Source organism: Neosynechococcus sphagnicola sy1 (assembly GCF_000775285.1).
In the GTDB taxonomy this organism is placed as follows: Bacteria; Cyanobacteriota; Cyanobacteriia; order Neosynechococcales; family Neosynechococcaceae; genus Neosynechococcus; species Neosynechococcus sphagnicola.
Window position 1 is genome coordinate 1 of record NZ_JJML01000069.1, and the last position, 20,683, is coordinate 20,683.

Below are 20,683 nucleotides of genomic sequence, written 5' to 3' on the forward strand. Positions count from 1 at the left end.
GAACGAGAGGGGGCTAAACAGGTACTCCAACAGGTGAAACAGATGGGTCAAGGGGTATCGCGACTGCATACGATTTGGGCCGATGGCGGTTTTGACGGTAATCCATTCCTGATGTGGGTGATGGATGTTTGTCGGTGGATTGTGGAGGTTGTGCTGCGACCAGAGCAAACCAAAGGGTTCGTATTGCTGAAAAAAGGTGGGTTGTTGAACGAACATTTGGCTGGCTCATGGGGTACCGTCGATTGGTTCGAGACTATGAGTTATGGCCAGAAACTTCGGAGACATTTATTTACCTGGCCATGATACGAATCATGGTGAGGCAGTTAGCATAAAATCTGACCCAAAAAGACTTTTAAAACATCCTCTTAGGCTACAATTTGCGATGGGCTATCTTTATGAGCAAATATTCCGAATCGCAAATCATTGAAATAGAAGTACGTCTTCGGCAAGCCATGCTGAACTTGGATGTGGCTGAGCTGGACGCATTCATTGCCCCAGAATTAATTTTTACCAGCTATCTGGGGCAACTTGTGAGTAAGCAACAAGATCTTCCCATACACCAACCTGGAATACTTAAGTTCAGGGCACTAATGCCGTCAGAGCGGTATAATCAGCTCAACGAAGGTTTCTCAATTGTCTCAGTTCAAATGCACATATTGGATAGTTACGAAGGAACAGAAATAGATCAGCATTATCGGTTCACTCGTGTTTAGTCAGTCTCCTCGGCAGGATCTCTACAAGTTATCGCAGGTCATGTCAGTGTAGTTTCAACCTAGCCGATGTGCGGGTCAGCATTGAGTAGTATTCATCTATCCATCAAACCAGGGTTCACTCTGAATCTGTAGTAAAATAAAGTCAATCTAAGTATTTTTATCGATCGAATTTTAGATATCTTAATGAGAGAATATGCCAAAATCCATCGCCAATTATTGGAACCCACTGAGTCTAGATAATAATAAAAAATGGACTCCAATTATTGGGTTTGAAGGTGTTATAGAAGAGGTAACCCTAAGCCAAGATCAAGACTCAGGTGAATACACACGTTTAACTCGATTACATCCTGATGCAGACACAGCCTCTTTAGGTAAAAAAAAGTCATGATTACCCTGAAGAAGTATTTATTGTGAGCGGTCGTATTTATGATCAAGCATTCGATGTGTGGCTTGAAAGTGGTCATTATGCCAGTAGACCACCCGGTGAAATTCATGGGCCATTTAAGACAGACACTGGATGTGTTGTGCTTGAAATATCGTTTCCAAACCGAGTTGAATATTTGGTGTTTCTATCTCAAAGGAGTTAGGCTTTATGAAAATAAGTCTTAAGGGACGAGGAAATGCAAAATCAGAATATTTGTTAAATCGAAACCCTCTTCCAAAACCGCTTTATCACGCTTGAGCACCGCTTGAAGTCAGCCCATACTCATTTCAGTGGTAGCGAGTCGTTCCTTCAAAAGAGAATTGCGGCTGATATGTTTCCTTTCGGTACACAGATCGCTTTCACCTGCAATCAACCGCGCAACTTTGCTCTGTGGTATGACAGTAAACCTGCGAATAATCTAGATCCAGATATCACATCTCTCGCACAGGCATATGGGCACATAGCAAACACTAGGGAACTTCTTTTAGGTATTAACGTTGAAGATGCAAAGCTAGCTACGGTTGTTATGCCACTGCGATCGCCACCACTTCACCATCACTTACCTCTGCTCAGTTATACCCATACTTTTTGACAAACCAGGTCTTCACCAGTTGAGTGAGGACACAATAACTGAACAAAATCAATGCTAACCAGAGGAAGTATTTAGCGGGTAGGGGTACGAATCCTAGCACAGATGCGATCGGTGAAAATGGCAAATAAATGGCAACTGCCATGATGGTGAGAGTCACCAGAAGCATGGGTAAAGACGGACGACTTTGCAAGAAGGGAATTTTGGGAGTCCGAATGATGTAAACAATCAATGTCTGGGTCATCAGACTTTCGACAAACCAACCTGTTTGAAACAAGGCTTGCTGTTCGACGGTATTGGCTTGAAAAACAAACCACATCAAGGCATAGGTGGCATAGTCAAAAATTGAACTCATCGGTCCAATGTAGAGCATAAATTTCTGAATATCACCCACCTGCCATTTCCGAGGTTTTGTCAAATATTCCTTGTCTACATGGTCAAAGGGAATTCCAGTTTGGGAGAAATCATAAAGTAAATTATTGATTAGAATTTGCACAGGTTGCATGGGCAGAAACGGCAGCAAGGCACTAGCGCCCAGAACGCTAAACATATTACCAAAGTTAGAGCTCGTACCCATTTTAATGTACTTAACAATATTGCCAAAGGTTTTGCGACCTTCGAGAATTCCTTCTTCCAACACCATCAGACTTTTTTCTAACAGAATGATGTCAGCGGATTCTTTGGCAATATCCACGGCTGTATCTACGGAAATACCGACATCCGCTTCTCGTAGTGCGGCAGCATCGTTGATACCATCTCCCATAAACCCGACAATATGACCTTTACGACGCAGCACCTGAATAATCCTTGATTTTTGCAGCGGCGATAGTTTGGCAAAAATTGTAGTAGTTTCGGCAAGATCCGTCAGTTCTTCATCCGATAGTGACTCAACCTCGCTGCCCAAAAGGGTGTGATGCACGTACAAACCCACATCCTTACAGGTTTTAAGGGTAACGATGGGGTTATCGCCAGTTAATACTTTTACCTGTACGCCGCTGTTGCTGAGAGCGGAGATCGCTTGGGCTGCCGAGTCTTTAGGCGGATCGAGGAATGCAATCAAACCGATCAAAATTAAATCCTGTTCATCGGCAACGGAGTAACTGCGTTGGTCTAAGGGTAATTCTTTATAAGCCACAGCGATCACCCTTAGCCCGTCTTCGTTGAGTTCCTGATTTAACTGAGCGACTTGTGCGTTGATCGAAGCATCAACCGGCAAAATCTGATCATTGACTTTGACCTGTGTACAGACTTGAAGAATTTCTTCAACAGCCCCTTTGCAAATTAGTTCATGGTGGTGGTTTTCTTCTTCCACCACAACGGACATGCGACGACGGAGAAAATCAAACGGAATTTCATCAACTTTGAGAAATTTATGTTCCACTTTTAAGGATTCGTGGAGTTCAATATGTTCTAGTACCGCTACATCCAGCAGGTTCTTCAAACCTGTCTGGTAGAAGCTATTGAGATAGGCAAATTCTAGAGCCTCTTCATTTTCTTCCCCATTAATGTCTAAGTGCATTTCCAATACAATTTTGTCCTGGGTGAGAGTGCCCGTTTTATCGGTACACAGAATGTCCATCGCCCCAAAGTTTTGAATAGCATCAATATTCTTAACGATCACCTTTTTCTCAGACATGGCGATCGCCCCCCGTGCCAGGTTTGCGGTCACGATCATCGGCAACATCTCTGGGGTTAACCCCACCGCCACCGAGAGGGCAAAAAAGAAAGCTTCTCCCCAGTTCTTTTTGATCAAACCATTGATCAGAAAAACAACCGGAGCCATCACCAGCATGAAACGCAATAATAGCAAACTGACATCATTCACGCCCTTATCGAAACTGGTCATGGTTTTGCGACCCACCACGGTTTTCGCCAGAGAACCCAGGTAGGTATTGCCGCCAGTTTCAATCACAACGGCTGTTCCTGTGCCGCTGATCACGTTTGTGCCTAAGAAACAAAGATTTGCCAATTCCAACGGATTTTGGCTCTGTAACTGATCGTCGGGCAATGTGGGTTGTTTCTCAACAGGCAAAGACTCCCCAGTCAAAGTACCTTGGCTCACAAACAAATCTTTAGCCGTAATTAAGCGCACATCCGCCGGGATCATATCTCCAGCGGCCATGGAAACTACATCGCCGGGAACCAAAAATTTAATCGGGATTTCTTGTCGGTCTGGAACATCAAGATTGAGGGTCAAACCCATATCCTGTGCCAAGCTGGGAGAAATATCTTTTCGGGGATCTTTGCGGCTCACAGTGGCAGTGGTATGCACCATTTCCCGTAGTTTTTCGGCTGCCTGACTGGAGCGAAATTCTTGAGAAAAGCGTAGAATGACACTGAAAACCACCATGCTGAAAATAATTACGGCAGCTCTGAGATCTCCAGTCAATAGAGCAATAGCTGCCAGAATAATCAATAAAATCGCTAGTGGATTTTGAAACGTCTTCAACAACTGAACGTACCACTTCGGTGGTTTCTCATGGGCGATCTCGTTCAGCCCAATTTTGCTCAGTCGAAGATTGGACTGGAGTTCGCTTAACCCCTCAGAAGAGGTATTGAGCATTTCCAATACTGTTTCTATATTGTCTTGAGCAAGTTGAATCAGTTTTGTGGGTAACAATGGCGGAACAGAGGAGGCAGTCTGGGGTAGACGACCAGATTTTCCCTTCCATCCCCACATGCTCCTAAATATCGTTTTGTTGTGGGAGACGGGTTTCATAGCGATCGCAGATCAAATCTTCAACTAGGTAGATAGCTTAGATCATGTCAGATTGCTGAACCTTAAACTAAGTAATCTCTGGTGCGCGATCACTCAGCACAACTCTCACAGCACCTTCTTACCTGCAATTTCACGCTAACTTAACACAGATAAGCTTTCGGTCGCTCTCCCAGTGAGGATTTGCGGCATAACGTTTCCGCTCACCGGATGCAGGTAACTTTTGCACCTCAGCGGCAACTTGAACGCATTCCGGTGCAGCGGGGTTATTATGCAGCGATCGCACATAATTCTGAGATCGCACTTGTTCTCTATTCTTCTTAATTTCCAACAGAGCTACTACTCATAAGTAGCCCCAGAAGTAGCAGCTTCAAGGGAATCAAACCAGTGGATATCATTTACAGAATATGCAAAGGCCGCACCAATGAGATCTCCTTCTTCTGCAAACGCTGCTAACAATCCATCATCACCGCCAAAAGTCAGTGTAATAGCGTAGGTGGTTTTGCCTTCAACATCGAACTGGTAGATGGATGGTTGAGGATCAGAATCATCCCCACCAAAATAGATAAAGGCTTCACAAACGCTAGGCGGAATGTTTGCCCGATTTTCAACAAAGTGAGAATCACCCAGGTGGTATCCCTTTTCAATTAGTTTCTGAGCGTAAAACCGCCTAACCACATCACTCCTGTCCATAACAGATACTCCTATTGAAGACTTTGAAGTGATCACTGCAAAATCCGTGTTTCTGCTAACAACTTGAAAACAAATGTTCCTAACCTCATTTATATAAGCAGTTTGGGGACATAACAAGCAGATTAGCTCAAGTACCGTCACAACCGAGGATTAAGCATCATAACGTTCCGGTTGAGCGGCTGCTAGTAGCTTTCGCATCCCAACTAAAGATGGTTTTCACTCCGCTCCAACCGGGTTGTTAGAGCGTTCCCAACCGATCAGCTTAAACTTTCTGAATCGACTCTACAATCGGTATTGCGGCGATTATCTTACTGGTCGCAATCCGCTGAGTTGCCTGCGTAAACGATCGACTGGTAGCGTCCTTCTTCGGTGAGGATGGTCACACAGTAATTGGTTTTACCCTCTAGCCATTGACTGTAAACAGAATTGCCAGAAGGAGAAGCTTTGACGAAACTATAGCCCCGTTGTTTGAGCGTGTTTTCTGCCTGTCCTGCCCGTACCCCAACTAAATCACTCAGGCGAGAGACGGTTGTACCCGCCGCAGGCTGAGAGTCCGCAGCAGACCCTCCCCCCGTTGGATTCCCTGAGCTTTGCCCATAGGGAGCCGTATCCCAGTAAACATAGATTGATTCGGTGGCGAGGCGGTAAATTTGCCCCTTGGTGCCCAAGCCAGACTGCCGATAAGCTGTGGTACCATTTTGATCTCGATAAGTTCCAGGTTGTTCACCTACCGGAACCAAGTCATAGCGCTTGCCATTTTTCAACTGAATCCCTACTGCACCCTGTCGCTGCGAAAAGGTACAGAGATCAGAAGATGTGGCACGGTCTTCGCCTTTGGGATACACATCGCAACGGGCAGTAACCGTATCTGCTTTTGCAGATATAGCTACTCCAAAAGAGGAGATCGTCAGTGTTACCGCAAAAAGCGTATTTGAGTACTTCATCCTATAAAAAACTCCTCAACATCACATCAAGATTCTACAACTTGAAAATCGATCTCTTTGCCACCGAGGTCTAACGTCTGAATTCAGCGGCTTGCGTAGCAAGTCCGCCGGAAGGAAATGTTAGGCTTCACTCAGAGCCTTTGCGACCTCCTTCGCGGGCTGCACACTATGGCTTGTAATTGCATGGTCGGCGAGCTTCTTGACAGCACCCATGACGCTTTCTGGTGCCACCAACGAAACTTCTGCGAACTTTCCGTGCGCAAAATAGAGTACCGAGGACGGCGATGAGTTCGGATGGCATTTGTGAAGCCTAACGCCTAAGCTAAGCGGCCTGCGCGGCCGCAACGTTTGATAGAGCGGGCAGCTTCGTCCGCGCAGATCCGCTTGAGCGCATAGTTAGGCGCGATCCTTGCTATTGACGGCTGCCACGGCAACTTGTAGCTGCGAACGGAGCCTTTTGTAGGACACCACCCAGAACAAGAAGATGCAAAGGTACAAAGCGACGAGCACCAAGATAGCGTAGTTCGGAACGACCTGCTCAAGGACCCACGCCAAACCCAGAGCTACCAATTGGAAGACGGGAATCATGGGAAGAAGTGCAACCCCTGCATTGGGCTTGCGCCCATGTTTGAGGTGCTTGATATTGCCCGAGGCAAGCTCCGATGCGACGGCTTGCGCGCACGCGGCAAAGCTAAGGACGATGGCAACAAGGTAGAGCATGAATGTTGAAGCCTAACGGTTCGGGTCAGCAGTTGCAGACAACTTTGCATTTCACCCAGCAGCTTTGTCAATCCGTTGCACCCGAATTGCTATACAGCATTTACTAAACCCAATAACGGGTCGCTAATGTACCATCTGGCATGACAGTATCTTCAAAAAATAGTTCCTTGATCATGACTTTCAGACCAACTTGAAAGAACTTAGCATTTCTCAGATTGGCTTGAGTTAAGTCAGCAAAGCTAATAGTGGTATCGTACATTTCGGTACCCATTAAATTAGCGCCCATGAGGTTAGCACGGTGGAAGCTTGTATTGGATAAATTTGCTCCTTCTAAATTCGCCTTACCCAGATCTGCATCAAGGAAACAATCGCCAGAGAGATTCGCACCGCTGAGATTGGCTTCCCTCAAATTAATGCCTGTAAGATTTACTTGCTCCAAATCCACGTTTACAAGATTAGCTCCAGAAAAATTCCTCTCTCCATTAGCGTAACGGTTAAGCAGATCTTCTAATTGCATAAATTGTCATTGTTGCGTTTCGTATTCGACCTAGAACCTATCCTTAACCTAGGTCGGAAGCTGTATAACGGCCTAGCTCAACGGCGGCAAGCAGTTTAGGTATTCCCACCAAGATCTTATTTCCGTCCGTTGCAGCGCAGTGTTAGCTTGCTATAGTCTTAGATGTAAATGTAGAAGATCTAGTTGATATTATGAGCTATCGCGACATCATTACTATTGAGCCAGATAAGCGTGGGGGTAGACCCTGCATTCGCCGGATGCGGATTACGGTTTACGATGTTCTTGGTTGGCTAGCTACTGGAATGTCTGCTGCTGAAATTATTGATGATTTCCCAGAACTAACAGAAACAGATATTAAAGCCTGCCTAGAGTTTGCGGCTGATCGTGATCATCGTTTAGTGGCTTCGGTGAGTGCTGCTTGAAACTACTATTTGATCAAAACCTGAGCCGAAAATTAGTGAGTCGCTTGACCGATATTTTTCCCAATGCTAGCCATATACAATTTCATGCCTTAGCAGAAAATACAGATACCGAGATTTGGGAATTTGCTAAGTTGAACGATTTCTGTATTGTGACTCAAGATGCAGATTTTGCGGAAAGAAGCCGACTATATGGCTCTCCGCCGAAAGTCGTGTGGCTAAGATGTGGGAATGCACCAACCAGCCAGGTTGAAACTCTCATTCGCTCTGGGCAGGAAGCAATTCAAGAGCTTTTAGGGAATCCGACTCTTCACTGCTTAGAACTCAACTGATTTCTCAACATTTTATATTGTTTGATTTTGTATATTTTGATCTGGAAGCGATTTAACCGCCCGACAAAGATCAACAATCGATACGATCTCTATCCAGATTTTCCCCTTTTTATCTTTACCAGAAAGAATCAGATCATGAAAAATGCTGTTTGCAAAAAATCCAGCCTGAGATGGATCTGCATGAGCAATTTTGTTCAAAGCCTCTCTCAATCCAAGTTGCTCAAAATCAGATTTTTTGCTGCAATAGGGGCGATAGCTATTTATTGTATCAGTGATATCATTTTTGCTAGCAGAACGCTTTAAGGCTCCAAGAGTGATATCTTGAGTCAGTTTTTTTTAATTCTTCATCGTAATCTTGTTCTGGACGGATTGAAAGAGCTAGGACTCGCAAGATTTGAACGCCTTTTTCTGATGAGTCTAGTAAATTTTCTCCTCTTCTTTGTTGATCGACTCCAGACCTATTGGTGAAAGCGATTCTAAAGCTCTTACTCACCATCTCTAGCTCTTCAGCACATTCATGGAATGTTCTTCGTTGCCACATTCTAGAATCTCTGCGTCAAATACAAATCACAAGTAACACTAAACGCCAATGCAGGCTAACGGCTTGCACTTCACAGGCGGCAGATAAAGTATAGCTCAGCATCAGCGTGCATCGACCGTCCTGTGCAAGTGCGGGTTAGACCGATACTTTAATTGCTCTGGAGACGTTCTGAATTTGTCATTGGTGAGCGAATTGTGTCGCGGATTATTTTCGATTATTACGATTGTTGCGTTTACTTCGTTTAGGGGGTACACTGATTTTAGTAGCCCTTGGTAAGGGTATAACGCTTATAAAACCTCATGTAAGTGCGGAAGGGGAAAATGACTAGCGGAATTGCTGATTTTCAAGAGACAGTTGTCCCGACTGCGGCAGATACTGAGCTTGCTAGGGATTCAAGCCGCCAGCTTTTAAAACTGCTAAGTAGGCAGCATGATATTGGAAAGCAATTTTCTAATTTTCAGCTTCGTGTCCAAACAGTCAATGAGCCAGAAGAAGTAGTTGTTATTCCAGTATCTGCCTTGCGCCTTTTGACTGATATTTTGACGCAAATGGCTCGCGGCAACGCAGTAAAATTGATACCTGTCCATGCTGAATTAACAACGCAGCAGGCAGCGGATATCTTAAACGTATCCCGTCCGTTCCTGATCGGGCTGATTGACGATAACAAGATTCCATATCGCAAAGTCGGAACCCATCGACGGATTCGTTTTGAGGATCTCATGGCATATAAGCAGGACGTTGATCAGCAAAGACTTCAAGCCCTTGAAGAACTCGCACGTGAGGCACAAGAATTAGACATGGGTTATTAATTGTGAGTAATTTCACAGCACTATTTGACGCATGTGTTCTTTACCCAGCTCCTTTGCGAGACTTCTTGATGAACTTGGCGATAACAGATTTGTTCCGCGCCAAGTGGACTGATGAAATTCATGATGAGTGGATTCGGAATGTTTTGATGAATAGACCCGATCTCACGAGGGATCGTCTGCAACGCACAAGGGATTTAATGAACAGTCATGTCCGCGACTGTCTGGTTATCGGCTATCAAGACCTCATCCCATCATTGACTTTGCCAGACATAAATGATCGTCATGTGCTGGCGGCTGCAATTCGTGCAGGGGCTGATGTAATTGTCACTTACAACTTAAAGGACTTTCCGGTTTCGACTCTTGAGCGGTATGGCATTGAGGCTCAGCATCCTGATGAGTTCATTACTAATTTGATTGATTTGGCTCCTCCAGTGATCTGCGAGGCAGCTAAGCGACAACGAATGAGTTTGAAAAACCCGCCCCAAAGTGTTGAGGAGCTACTTTCAGCTTACGAAAGGCAAGGCTTAGCTCAGACTGTAGCAGAACTCAGACTATACGATGGATTGCTTTGAAATTCACAGATTTTGGTCGGTCTAACGGAAAAGCTCAACGGACGCAGATAACCTTTGCTACACAACCGACCATATTTATAGTTCCGGTGCAGCGCGGTTGTTAGATGGTTACGAACTTTTGCCGTTCCTTTCAATTTAACAAGTTTTATGTTACTGCCTATATAAGGCAACAAGCCATCAGTTTTTCAGGTTCCAAAGCTTATCTGTGTTTGACTCTACCATTCAAGATTTTCGTGGTACATCTCATGTCGAAAAGATCGTTCGTGTCGATTGGCGATCAAAATGGCAAGAAATTGCTCGGCTTAACGATGACGCTGTAGATGGAATCATTTTTCTAAAACGTGGTAGGAGACCAACATCTGCAATTGCTTTTGCCCAAGTAAAGTGTGGTCCAGGATATCGAAAGGATGCACAAATCCGCCCTAATCATATTGGTGTTCACGTAGGAGTAAAGTATATAGAAGATCACTTGCCCCGTTGGAGATCACTAACATTTCCTGTAGTGATGATTTATGTTGATCCTTCAAGTAATCCCAAAGAGCCTGAAGCTTGGTGGACTGACTTAAAAAGCCCTGAATCTTACACAAATAGTAATCAAAATATTATTCTCCTGCCTAAATATTAAAAATTTGGACCTCACTCTAAAGGCGACTTCTTCAAGCTCTGTGGACCCAAAATACATTATCAGAGGCTTACAAAACTAAAATTGACATCTGATGATTTGAAGCAAGGTTCATTGAGCGATAGCCTTAAAACAAATGCTCGAAATTACTACACTAATTGGAGTAACAGTTCCTCATCAGCTCGTACTAACCCAGATTTGGGAGAGATTATTGTAAATCGTGTTGGATGGAGACACATCACGCGAAAAGACCGCTTATCTCTTGCTGTATCACAATCCTTTCAGCTATTGCCTGTAGCCGCAAAAATTATTCGAGAAGTAACTCTTGCAAAAACTCTACGTGCTTGGACAGAAAAAATAATCGATCAAAATAGAATATTTGATGATCTTCTATGCTTAGATGCTCAGGTTTACTTTCAACATAGGCAATCTACGGTGGTTCGTGTAGTGTTGAGGAGACGACGAACCTTTTTTGATGCCAGTGGAACTAGTAATTCCCGTATATGGTTCTACTCAGTATTTGAACTTCACCAAAAATATTAATCAGGCACACACACATGCCGGTGTAGACCCAACGCTTCTCCATAAATGGCGCGCCCTAATTCCCACTATGCCACGGTTATGCCTGACTTCCGTATTATGACTTAATTTTCTAGAACTGGCAATATAAAGATGCAAGTCAGGAGCTATAGACCAGCTAACGGCCTGCAATTCAGCGGACGGCGATAATGCTAGCATTATAGCAGAGGGCATAATGCTCCGTTCCGTTGCAATTGCTTGTTAGCTGTAGCTATGCAAACCATCGTAAACTAACAGTCAATTATTGTTTGATTATTATCTATAATTGTTGCATTAAGCTCTGCTTCGGCTTCGCGCTGATCATATTTTACTAGTACACGCCAATTTTCCAACGGGATACTTGAAAAATTTTCTCCATCAGTAATTTTTCCTTTTAATCTGCCAGCCATTGTCAAACACGTAAGTGAATTTTCAGGCACCTGAACTCCAAGAATGTCTATTTGTGCATCTCTTAATCTCGTTTGAAGAAGATCCGGAAATCTATTCTCAACAAATCGAGTAAATTCGAATTCAGTTCTAGGAATAGCAAGCGTTACCTTTGCTTTGTTACTTGGCTTATTATTATCTGGTTCATTGTACAAACAAATAGGCTCATTGTATTGCAAATAAAATTCATGCTTATTTACTAAATAAATTTCTCGAATTACAGCATTCCCGTTGAAAGCATGTATGCATAAGTCAAGCTGGAAATCAACTAAGCCTGGAACTCTCTCAACTAATGTAAATTTCCTGACTTCAAGTTTAACAATTATCCCTCTCAATCGAGAGTAATCTTTTGGAAGATTTACTATTAAACCGACAATGGCTGCTGCTGGCCCAATTACACCAACAACTTTTGAAATTAAAGGTAAATGCGTAAGCCATTGTCCTAGACCTGAATAATCAATACTACTCACTAAGTTAACTAAATTTTGCTTCACAAGTTTCGTTTTTTGTCAGTTATGCATGTTATATGGGGCTGTCTGTCAGCATCCTACAGCTTAGAGCGCAAGCAGCTAACGGCTTAGGCTTCAGCGGTGGCAAGGGTTTTCGAATCATCGCCAGAGTATTGAGGTCATCCGCTGCAAGCCCTTGTTAGATTTCTTGCTTGACTTCTTGAATAAGACTCTGAAGCTCGTCAAATACGAATGGAGATATTATAAAGCGTTCAGCTTTAGAGATAGTTAAGCAGTTCATATGCTCTACAAATTTTTGTGGGACATCGTAAACCTGATTCTCATTTAAAGAGACTTCACATCCTAGAAGTAAAAGGATTTTCGGTGTTATTGCAATGTGAATATGAACGCCAGTTGTGCATATTCCATATGGAGAGGTTTTCGGATGAAATACCACAACTGGATTGTCTGAAGTTACAAAATATCCATCCGCTGAACGTAAAAGACACCATTTTTTCTGCATAAGGTCTTGAGCGAGCGGAGTTGCAGTATCAATGATTGAGCGCACGAAAACAATGTGTTTCTCTTCTTGATCCAGTTTAGAGAACCAATCCGATACTTCTCCTAAATCTTTCTTGTCTTCGTCATCAGCCGAATCTGAAACTGTACTTTTAAAGTAAGAATTATCGCTATTTCTTAAATCACTAAATCCATTTTCTTGGACTTCTAGTATGTGAGGATTACGCATTAGCAATGTGGCAAAGAATACTGCTGCTAGGTACTTCGATCTGAGATCTGTATGAATCGTTTGCCCCTTTGAAAAAGCATCTATGCATGGCTTACCCCATCCCTCAATTTTTGCCAGAGTTTTCTCAACTACATACAAAGGTGAATCACTATCTGATCCAAGTGTATATAAATGTTTTTGAATAAGAACTTTATCTATCGAGGTGCAAAATTGTTTTTTAGAACCTAGATCGTAGACGTTAACCTTTGGACTACTCGTATCAATGCTCTTAGGAGTAGCAAAGTTTCTAAGATAGACTCTTGGTACCCAATGTTGACGAACAGGTTCACTCATGTCGTGTTTGAAGAAAATCTAATGGGGCGCGAGATAAGCGGAACTCCGACTTGAACGATGCGGAAGCATCGGACGACCAAGGAGTGAAGTGCAACGGAATCCGAAGGATTCTGCTTCATCGAGTAGTTGGGCAGATTGCGAGCTGAAGATTGGAGGTATAACAAACTCGATGAAGTTTCGCGCCCCATTGGGCGAGCAGGCGAGCCCCGCGAGCGATCGCCCAACGCTTCGGTTGAGCTGCTGTAACCAACCTTTGTCGCACCACCAGCAGCCTTCGACAGTCCGCTCCAACTGAATTGTTAGATCGCTGCTGCGGCTTTATCTTCGCGTTCTCTAGCCAGAGTTTTTCGATAGTCTGTAGCTTCAGCAATCTTGGTAAAGGTCACTTCAGACTTACAAATCTTGAGTTCTTGATCTGTTTCCCGCACGACTCTAACTATCTCGTCTAATGAAACTCGAAAGAACTCCTTTCTCTCATTTTCCTTGTTCATTCTCCTGTTGTTGAAACGTTTATGCAAGCGAGATTCAAGCTCTGGAGAATTTTCGCAAAAGATCATAGCGTGAACATCAAATGGAAAGGGAACAGAAGCATCACCTAGTTCTTTAACTCGATCCATTGGTTCAAGGCGGCGTGTCATACCAATTTTATAGACATCTTCGCCAAAGGAACCAATATTTGAAATGATGTAGACGTGTCCAGATTTTGTCAATTGAGCTTGAGATATAGCCCTTTCCTTATTTGCTTCAGCCTCTGCGAGTCGCTTCTGCAACTCCTCAATTTGGCTAAAAAGTTTCTCTTGAGCCTTGCCTGTAGCCGATTCTACATCTCTACGGGCTTTTTCCAAAGCTTCTTGATAACGACGTTCTTCCTTCTCAGCATCTTGTCTGGCTTTTTCAAGTTCGCGTAATGCTTTCTCTTCTTCGCGCATCTGTTCACGAATAATGCGCTGTTCCTCCTGCTCTTGATATTTTCTTTCTTGGTATTCGTGGGTTAACCAAAGCTCTTGGAGTTTCAAGTCTAAGTAGCGTGAAGTAATCTCGCAGTGTGTAGTTTGAGATAGTTTATTCAGATCTTCATAGGTTTTCCTGATGCGATTTTCCATTGTCTGGACATTGTTGTATTTGACCTTCACAACAGAAGCATCACATTCGCCATTGAAAGCACGAAGAACCAGCTTTAGGAAATTATCAGTCATTTTTTTGCCTTCTTTCGCGCTCCCACCAACTGACCATTCTGTGTGGCAGACAGCAGCTTGCTTGTCCTTAATCATCTGTTTTTGTTGGGCGCGAATTTTGTCTAAGCGTTGCTTATACTCTTCGGCCTCTTGAAAATCATATTTGGACTCATAAAATCCAAAGGCTTCGACAATTTCTTGCTCTTCAAGTCCTTGAAGCTTTGCTCTGAGTACTGAAATCTTCGCAGATAGTTCCTGCTCCTCGACTTGTGTCTGCTTATCGAGTTGTTTGAGCCGATCTGTCAGAACAGTAATTTTCGTGTCTAGTTCTCTGGCGGTATCTTCCCTGGAAATAAGTCCGCCATATTTCCGATCAGCTTCTTGTAATCGCTTGTCTGCTTCTTTCAACCTCTGCTGAGCTATTGCATAGTCATTCTTTCGTTGTTGCAATTGCTTGATTACCAAAGCAAGTGCAGTGGCTAATCCGATCGATAGAAGAAACAGTAGGTATGTCATGGAAGCAAGCCGAAATCATCTGTTATAGATTGCCCGAAATAGCACCCACACGTACTAAAAAGTCAAATTTCCTGAACCTTGCGCCTAATTGTAATGAAAGATACAAACTCATATACTCCCACTACATCTCAAAGCACCGCCCCAATCAAGATGTAAAGCGATCTAACGTTCGCGCTCACCGGACGCAGGTAACCTTTGCAACTCCACCAACCATATTGAAACGTTCCGGTGCAGCGCGGTTGTTAGCCTGCGGCAATCAAAGCTCCTTTCACAGATATTGACAACACTAGTAACTTCCTTGAACTGCCAAAGCTGGAAAAAAGTTACACTTTAAGCAAAAAGCGCAGAAATTTTGACAACTACCTCAGCTAGACTAGTAAGCTGAGGTAGGGCTTCTACAATTCCATTCTAGAAATTACGAAGTACTGAGCGTTTTGGCTCAGGCTTTTGGAGTTCTTCATTGAAACTCTCAAAAAGCTCAGCTGCTTCCTTGTTTCCAGCTTTTTCAATTTCTGCTGCCACAACTTTAAGAGCATTTGCAGTGTCAGAATCGAACTCCTCTTTTACTTTATTGAAGGAAGCCTCAACAATTGACTTATTAACAATTGTTGAACCCGTGATATTTTGAAATACATCTCCACCAGAAGTCATGATTAGCTCTCCTATGTTTATTTGAAACTTATAGTACTGCTGATAAGCATTAAGAAGCTGGCTATTAAAACCACCCTCAAATATCTGCTTTATTGGAAATTCGATAGGATTGTCAAAATGACTGCAAATTTCATCAAAATTGCTTAGTATTGGTACAGCATCACTTGATATAGGTACATTTTTTGGATTACGAGAAGATTTTCCCTTGCGATAAGAAGTATAACGACAAACATAATCATGAAGCCAGTCAACTGCTGATTTCAAATTTCTGGGTGAAGTAGGTCGAAAGGAACAAAAAGACCAAGACTTAATAAGATCAGTAGTTAATTCTTGCCCTAAAAACTTTCTTGAAGTTATTGTATCACCCCAAGTTGGATAATGGCTTGGAAACATAATAGCGATTGAAGTTAATAGTTCTGTTTCCAATGAAACTCTCTTAATTTCTACATCCTCAACATAAAAGCAATACCTAGAGATTCCGACATCATAGTTAACATGATTAATTAAAGAAGGAAAAATTTGTAGAGATCCAACCAAGTTAACTAGGCACCCACCATGTTCATTAATCAATGGTATGACTTCACGATATTGAGATTCAGACATCGCCAGAGGTATACCCTGATGACTTATACCTGTTGAGGAAGCACATAGAAAATAGAAAATCTTAGAATCAATAGATTTAGCTGCAAGTCTTACTGAACCTACTCCTCCAAGAACCATGTGTTCTTTTCCAAGTGGGATGTACTCAGCTTCATTTTTTGCATTAACAAATCTCAATGCTTCTCTTCTTGAACTTTCCGCATCGGGGGTAAAGTACCTTCCAGGAGACGAGGGTATCCATTCTGTCAGATGAAACTCTTTAAGAAAGATTCGTACACCCTGAAACTGTTTACCAGCTAAAGTATCGTTCCAAAATGTTTGATTATCAAAGTATGTTCGATCTACTTTTGGAGGCTCTGATACCAGTTGAATCTTTTTGTATAAGACCAGATCAATCACGTCCGCAAAAAGTTTAATAAAATCAAGAGAGCCAACATGTCTTTCATTAGCTCCTCTGAAGTTCTTTAAGTTTTCCAACGCATTTTAACCAACCATATTTATACAGAAGAATCAGAAGCAAGTCTTTCAAATAATCATTTTCACACTATATTCAGCAAATTAGAAAACGCCAAGAGGAAAGTACTCTCAACAAATATTCCTTAAATATAGTCTTACAGCGCGTTCTTCCAAATCTTGAGTGGATTACAGATAGGCTCACAGAACGTCCTCACCGATAATCTAGCAGACTAATAGGGCGCGAGATAAGCGGAACTCCGACTTGAACGATGCGGAAGCATCGGACGACCAAGGAGTGAAGTGCAACGGAATCCGAAGGATTCTGCTTCATCGAGTAGTTGGGCAGATTGCGAGCTGAAGATTGGAGGTATAACAAACTCGATGAAGTCTCGCGCCCCATTGGGCGAGCAGGCGAGCCCCGCGAGCGATCGCCCAACGGCTGAATTGAGTGGCAGCAGATAATTTCAGCTTCTCTAAAACTATATACATCCTGTCCGCTCCAATGATTTGTTAGACCCCGATCGCCTCTCACTACTGATGGGTTGAGATCGCCGATCGCTTGTCTCCCATTCCCAAGCCAATAAGTCTAGCGATCGCCTCTAAGAGGATGTTTTAAAAGTCTTCCTGGGTGTATCCAACCACTCAGACCACCTAGAGACCGCTACGACAGAATCAGGGTTTATGGATTTTAGATTGCACCACTGAGTCGTATTTGAGGCTCAAGACGACCCTTTTAAAACATCCTCTAAGCCTAATCTGAGCTACCCATCTGTTTCTCAAGTGACTGCCTCACTAGTCCAATAACATAAGGAAGTTGACTAAGCGAAGACAGTCCAATTTCTACATCACCATTACCCCATCGCCCCAATTTAGTAACATCTTTACAAATACCTTGTGGATCGTTGATTTCGTTAAAGGACATATTCAGCGAAAGTCTGAGGCGATTAGCTTGCGGCACAATATCCACAAAATTAGTTTCTGCTTTATAGGCAACATACAACTTAAAAAATTCCTCTGTTACGCAAGGATCGAGTGCAAGAACTTCTTTCCTGAAAGCTTCAAAAAGTTCGCGATTCTTTTTTGTTAAAAGGTATGGATGATCGTTGATGCTATATCCCAATGCTTCAGGTTTAGATTTATAAGAATCAACTACACTAGCTTTCAATTTGGGATAAGCCCAAACATCTAAGGCAAGATTAGATAGACGTTCAGCACGTTTACAAATAGCATCTTCATTCCATTCTTCAACTTGGCTTAATCCTTGGTTCAAATTGAGCGGACTCTCTCTAAATCCTTTTTCCATATCACGTTTTTCTGAGAATAACCGATCGCTGTATTCAGAGTTGTATCCAGTAAGTGTCAAGTTACCCAATGTGTGCAAATAAGTTTGATGAACCCGTTTCCACTCTGAGCCTAATGTCGTTTTCCATGCTGTAGAAAGTTTTTCATTTTGAGGCATGATATGCTCGATGGTATATTCATCTATCGAGACACGCTCTCTTCGTCCGTGATTTTCAAGCCGACGAATCCAATAACTACGATTGCGAAATTTATAAAGATCTTTGGTCTTTATTTCTCTTTTGAACTCATCATCGTTTGGAAATCGTCGATAAGATGGGAGCAAAAGCAAATAAGACTGAATGCTCTCTAAGTGCTTTTCTTTATTGATTGATTTCGATAGAGTGGCAAACGTCTTATTCATTGAGTTGCTAGGAATAGCACAAACAGTCCGCCTAAACACATAGGACTCAATTGTTTGGATCAAAATCAAGAAGTCTTTCTTTAATAATCTTTTGCAAACATAATCATGATAAAGCTCTAACAAAAGTGGATAGGTAACATCAACTTTTAACTCTCGTAGATCCTGAAAAGCAACTTTAAGCTGAGAATCCTGTTCTTTACCCAGTGCCATTGCACAAAAATAATTGGCAAAAGTATGGATATCCTTTACGAGATCTTCTACACCTGCTTGAGCAACATTCGGTGATCGTGAATGTTCCTTAAATGCTTCGTATACTCCACCAATATTTGGAATACTGCCAGTTTTTACGGTGAGATAATGTCTCATAAATCCATCGAAATGGATGCCGTAAGCCTCTTGACCAAATTCTATTTCCATTGGTCGCCAATACTTTTCATAGAGTCGCGTTTGTAAGCTTGGCTCTAATCCCATCAACACATAATTTCGGATTAGATCCGCTTGACTGAGTTCTCGTCCAGTAGAATTCATGCTCTCAAAAATTAGCTGTGGATTATCTTGATCGCGATTGAGGGCAATGTCCACAACTACTAATTTAGAAAGTCCTTTACAAACTGTTGTTAGCTCATTCGGTTGATCGTTAATCAGTGTCTTAAACAAGTTGAAATTTTCCATTACTCGAATAGAATTTTCTTTTGGCTGCTCACTATCCTCAAGAATATTGATAAGAGATTGCTTGTCAGCTTGCGAAAGAATGAGTTTGAAGTGCATCTCTCCATTTTCTTCTGGATTGAGTAAGTAATAGTTCCGCAACTTGCGCCGAGAAAATCCTTCAAAAAGTTCACTATCACCTAGAGCATTAGCTAAAGCTGCTATCAGTAATGTGACAGTTGTTAACCTCTGCTGTCCATCAATTACAAGTAGTTGCGATTGACTCGTAACTTGATATATCCCTTTCTCTATGTAAACTATAGAGCCAACAAAATGAGCAGATATACTATCGTCTGAGCCAGTACGCAGGATATCATCCCATAACTGCTTACATTCTTTCTCAGTCCATGAGTAAATACGTTGATATATCGGTATTATGAATTGAGGAGACTTTTTGATGAATGCAAGTAAATTGGCTTCAGTGGCTTTCATTTGGATAATTATTTAGTGAATATTTGATTTACTTTAGATAAAGGCATGTAGGTTAGCATACCCAATTCCACATATACAGAGATCGCCCGCTTCAATGAACCCCACGAAGAATCAACCTTTTGGCATGATTATAAGGAAGATTTAGAATTTGAATCCGATGAAACTGAGAGAACCTTTTAGCGATCGCCAATCATAGAAAAATTGTAACAACAAAAATCGATCGCTTCTAACTAAGGGATTTGCAAGCAAATAATATCCCCATTCGTAGGGTGTGTTGGGCACTAGCCGTAACGCACCGCAGGTAGTTTATTTTCACGCGAGTCCCTAAGCACGAATTGCCAGCGCCGATCACCCGAACCATCTCTCAACGTAGTAGAAAATTTATGAGAAAACCTCACAGATAATCTCTGTTGCGCTGGCGGTATAGCGGCTGAATTAAGCGGCAGAAAATCTTTCGCTCTCAACCAAAATATGCTGCCTGCATCCCACCAGACATCTTTCCTATGTTCGATTGTGAACTTTAGGCTTGAATGCCGGGAACTTATCGATAGCCTTCGCCTACACCCCCACAGGTAACCCAGAGGTCTAACGACCCCAATCACCCGCCGCAGATAACCTTGAACTCCAGCCGACAACCTCTCGGCGGTCGGTGTGCATTGGGTTTGTTAGCTTGTGCTTGTTACCTGCAAATAGCGATCGCTAAAGTCTGTGAGTGTTGCGTTTCATACCTCAACCCAATCTCCAGACTTAGTTACTGCTTTGATTGAAGAAATCTTGAAAATAGATCAGAAAAGTTTTCGGGCTTGACTTCGCTAATATTGCTACCATGTCTCACATATAGCCATTCCTACTCTAATGAGATACGGTAACAACAATGAGAGAACCAGTTACGAATGTTCTCAAGAGAGATTTGGTTGAAAGCCGATTCAAGAGCCAAGGCGAGGTCAGGATAATTACGGGCCTTGATCGACCGTAAAATCTGCTTAATTTTAGACCAGGCATTTTCAATGGGGGAGAAATCAGGAGAATAGCGGGGTAAATAAATCAAAGTAGCTCCCGCTTGTTCAATCAAAGCTCTGATCTCAGCTCCCTTATGAATCGAGCAATTATCCATTAAGACAAAGGCTCCCGGCCATAACTGCGGCACTAATCGCTGAGCAATGAACGCTTCAAAGGTGAGTCCATCGATAGCCCCTAACAGACTCACTTGGGCAATCACACCTTTAAGAGATAAAGCCCCAATCACCGAGACATTTTTGCCTCGGCTGGAAGGACGATTTCCTCTGGCTCTTTGCCC

At 42.7% G+C, this 20,683-nt stretch carries 19 protein-coding genes and 3 pseudogenes; 10 read left to right on the plus strand and 12 right to left on the minus strand.

Annotated elements, in window-relative coordinates:
* The 4 genes and pseudogenes from DO97_RS19105 to DO97_RS22630 all read left to right on the plus strand — a co-directional run.
* Positions 1–332 (plus strand): annotated as a pseudogene (locus tag DO97_RS19105) (transposase); the annotation flags it as partial.
* 63 nt (positions 333–395) lie between these two features.
* Entirely contained in the window at positions 396–713 is a 318-nt protein-coding gene (locus DO97_RS19110; protein WP_052128970.1) for a nuclear transport factor 2 family protein, read from the plus strand.
* 193 nt (positions 714–906) lie between these two features.
* Positions 907–1,300, plus strand: a pseudogene (locus tag DO97_RS31515) (cupin domain-containing protein).
* A gap of 57 nt (positions 1,301–1,357) precedes the next feature.
* Positions 1,358–1,660, plus strand: a pseudogene (locus DO97_RS22630) (DUF1993 family protein); the annotation flags it as partial.
* A 46-nt stretch (positions 1,661–1,706) separates the two neighbouring features.
* Here the strand turns inward: DO97_RS22630 and mgtA are convergent.
* The 5 genes from mgtA to DO97_RS19135 all read right to left on the minus strand — a co-directional run bounded on the left by mgtA (position 1,707) and on the right by DO97_RS19135 (position 7,316).
* Complete coding sequence (gene mgtA / locus DO97_RS19115) at positions 1,707–4,445, minus strand: magnesium-translocating P-type ATPase (protein WP_036536570.1); 2,739 nt, start codon at positions 4,443–4,445, stop codon at positions 1,707–1,709.
* A gap of 336 nt (positions 4,446–4,781) precedes the next feature.
* Complete coding sequence (locus tag DO97_RS19120) at positions 4,782–5,135, minus strand: hypothetical protein (RefSeq protein WP_036536572.1); 354 nt, start codon at positions 5,133–5,135, stop codon at positions 4,782–4,784.
* Between the two features lie 308 nt (positions 5,136–5,443).
* Complete coding sequence (locus tag DO97_RS19125) at positions 5,444–6,079, minus strand: hypothetical protein (protein WP_036536574.1); 636 nt, start codon at positions 6,077–6,079, stop codon at positions 5,444–5,446.
* A 396-nt stretch (positions 6,080–6,475) separates the two neighbouring features.
* Positions 6,476–6,799: a hypothetical protein gene (locus tag DO97_RS19130; protein ID WP_036536577.1), complete on the minus strand. Its 324-nt coding sequence runs from the start codon at positions 6,797–6,799 to the stop codon at positions 6,476–6,478.
* Between the two features lie 103 nt (positions 6,800–6,902).
* The gene (locus tag DO97_RS19135) at positions 6,903–7,316 is read right to left on the minus strand and encodes a pentapeptide repeat-containing protein (protein WP_036536579.1); all 414 of its coding nucleotides are present in this window, start codon (positions 7,314–7,316) and stop codon (positions 6,903–6,905) included.
* Positions 7,317–7,507: 191 nt separating this feature from the next.
* Here DO97_RS19135 and DO97_RS19140 point away from each other — a divergent pair, with 191 nt between their 5' ends.
* Both DO97_RS19140 and DO97_RS19145 read left to right on the plus strand, forming a co-directional pair.
* Positions 7,508–7,738 (plus strand): DUF433 domain-containing protein, encoded by a 231-nt coding sequence (locus DO97_RS19140; RefSeq protein ID WP_036536581.1) that lies wholly within the window; start codon positions 7,508–7,510, stop codon positions 7,736–7,738.
* Entirely contained in the window at positions 7,735–8,067 is a 333-nt protein-coding gene (locus DO97_RS19145) for a DUF5615 family PIN-like protein (RefSeq protein ID WP_036536583.1), read from the plus strand. The genes DO97_RS19140 and DO97_RS19145 overlap by 4 nt, the downstream gene beginning before the upstream one ends.
* 12 nt (positions 8,068–8,079) lie before the next feature.
* On the opposite strand, the gene DO97_RS19150 is transcribed toward DO97_RS19145, so the two are convergent.
* Positions 8,080–8,265 carry a hypothetical protein gene (locus DO97_RS19150; RefSeq protein WP_204368762.1) on the minus strand — a complete coding sequence of 62 codons (186 nt, stop codon included), beginning with the start codon at positions 8,263–8,265 and terminating at the stop codon, positions 8,080–8,082.
* A 663-nt stretch (positions 8,266–8,928) separates the two neighbouring features.
* Between DO97_RS19150 and DO97_RS19155 the strand changes: the two genes are divergently transcribed.
* The 4 genes from DO97_RS19155 to DO97_RS24180 all read left to right on the plus strand — a co-directional run bounded on the left by DO97_RS19155 (position 8,929) and on the right by DO97_RS24180 (position 11,154).
* Complete coding sequence (locus DO97_RS19155) at positions 8,929–9,417, plus strand: helix-turn-helix domain-containing protein (RefSeq protein WP_036536585.1); 489 nt, start codon at positions 8,929–8,931, stop codon at positions 9,415–9,417.
* Positions 9,417–9,989, plus strand: coding sequence for a PIN domain-containing protein (locus DO97_RS19160; protein ID WP_036536587.1), 573 nt, complete (start codon positions 9,417–9,419; stop codon positions 9,987–9,989). Before DO97_RS19155 ends, DO97_RS19160 begins: the two co-directional genes overlap by 1 nt.
* Before the next feature lie 205 nt (positions 9,990–10,194).
* Positions 10,195–10,614, plus strand: a complete 420-nt coding sequence (locus DO97_RS22635) for a DUF4365 domain-containing protein (RefSeq protein ID WP_072016511.1) — start codon at positions 10,195–10,197, stop codon at positions 10,612–10,614.
* Between the two features lie 81 nt (positions 10,615–10,695).
* Complete coding sequence (locus tag DO97_RS24180; RefSeq protein WP_156120676.1) at positions 10,696–11,154, plus strand: hypothetical protein; 459 nt, start codon at positions 10,696–10,698, stop codon at positions 11,152–11,154.
* Positions 11,155–11,420: 266 nt separating this feature from the next.
* Here DO97_RS24180 and DO97_RS19165 read toward each other — a convergent pair whose 3' ends face one another.
* From DO97_RS19165 to DO97_RS19190, 6 genes are all read right to left on the minus strand, one after another.
* A complete protein-coding gene (locus DO97_RS19165; RefSeq protein ID WP_162183035.1) occupies positions 11,421–12,110 on the minus strand; it encodes a hypothetical protein in 690 nt (229 codons plus the stop codon).
* A 154-nt stretch (positions 12,111–12,264) separates the two neighbouring features.
* The gene (locus DO97_RS19170; RefSeq protein WP_072016512.1) at positions 12,265–13,146 is read right to left on the minus strand and encodes a DUF4238 domain-containing protein; all 882 of its coding nucleotides are present in this window, start codon (positions 13,144–13,146) and stop codon (positions 12,265–12,267) included.
* 299 nt (positions 13,147–13,445) lie between these two features.
* On the minus strand, positions 13,446–14,837 hold the full coding sequence (locus DO97_RS19175) for an SNIPE associated domain-containing protein (protein ID WP_036536594.1): 1,392 nt from the start codon (positions 14,835–14,837) through the stop codon (positions 13,446–13,448).
* 408 nt (positions 14,838–15,245) lie between these two features.
* A complete protein-coding gene (locus DO97_RS24185; protein ID WP_156120678.1) occupies positions 15,246–16,565 on the minus strand; it encodes a hypothetical protein in 1,320 nt (439 codons plus the stop codon).
* Between the two features lie 730 nt (positions 16,566–17,295).
* Complete coding sequence (locus DO97_RS19185) at positions 17,296–19,386, minus strand: GmrSD restriction endonuclease domain-containing protein (protein WP_036536598.1); 2,091 nt, start codon at positions 19,384–19,386, stop codon at positions 17,296–17,298.
* Positions 19,387–20,233: 847 nt separating this feature from the next.
* The coding region (locus tag DO97_RS19190; RefSeq protein WP_052128699.1) for a transposase at positions 20,234–20,683 on the minus strand (450 nt) is incomplete at its 5' end.

Excerpts from the sequence above, each read along its gene's own strand:
- DO97_RS19155 (WP_036536585.1), top strand. The coding sequence starts at position 8,929 with ATGACTAGCGGAATTGCTGATTTTCAAGAGACAGTTGTCCCGACTGCG.
- DO97_RS19185 (WP_036536598.1), bottom strand. The coding sequence starts at position 19,386 with ATGAAAGCCACTGAAGCCAATTTACTTGCATTCATCAAAAAGTCTCCT.
- DO97_RS19135 (WP_036536579.1), bottom strand. The coding sequence starts at position 7,316 with ATGCAATTAGAAGATCTGCTTAACCGTTACGCTAATGGAGAGAGGAAT.
- DO97_RS19130 (WP_036536577.1), bottom strand. The coding sequence starts at position 6,799 with ATGCTCTACCTTGTTGCCATCGTCCTTAGCTTTGCCGCGTGCGCGCAA.
- DO97_RS19140 (WP_036536581.1), top strand. The coding sequence starts at position 7,508 with ATGAGCTATCGCGACATCATTACTATTGAGCCAGATAAGCGTGGGGGT.
- DO97_RS19120 (WP_036536572.1), bottom strand. The coding sequence starts at position 5,135 with ATGGACAGGAGTGATGTGGTTAGGCGGTTTTACGCTCAGAAACTAATT.
- DO97_RS19110 (WP_052128970.1), top strand. The coding sequence starts at position 396 with ATGAGCAAATATTCCGAATCGCAAATCATTGAAATAGAAGTACGTCTT.
- mgtA (WP_036536570.1), bottom strand. The coding sequence starts at position 4,445 with ATGAAACCCGTCTCCCACAACAAAACGATATTTAGGAGCATGTGGGGA.
- DO97_RS19175 (WP_036536594.1), bottom strand. The coding sequence starts at position 14,837 with ATGACATACCTACTGTTTCTTCTATCGATCGGATTAGCCACTGCACTT.
- DO97_RS19170 (WP_072016512.1), bottom strand. The coding sequence starts at position 13,146 with ATGAGTGAACCTGTTCGTCAACATTGGGTACCAAGAGTCTATCTTAGA.
- DO97_RS19125 (WP_036536574.1), bottom strand. The coding sequence starts at position 6,079 with ATGAAGTACTCAAATACGCTTTTTGCGGTAACACTGACGATCTCCTCT.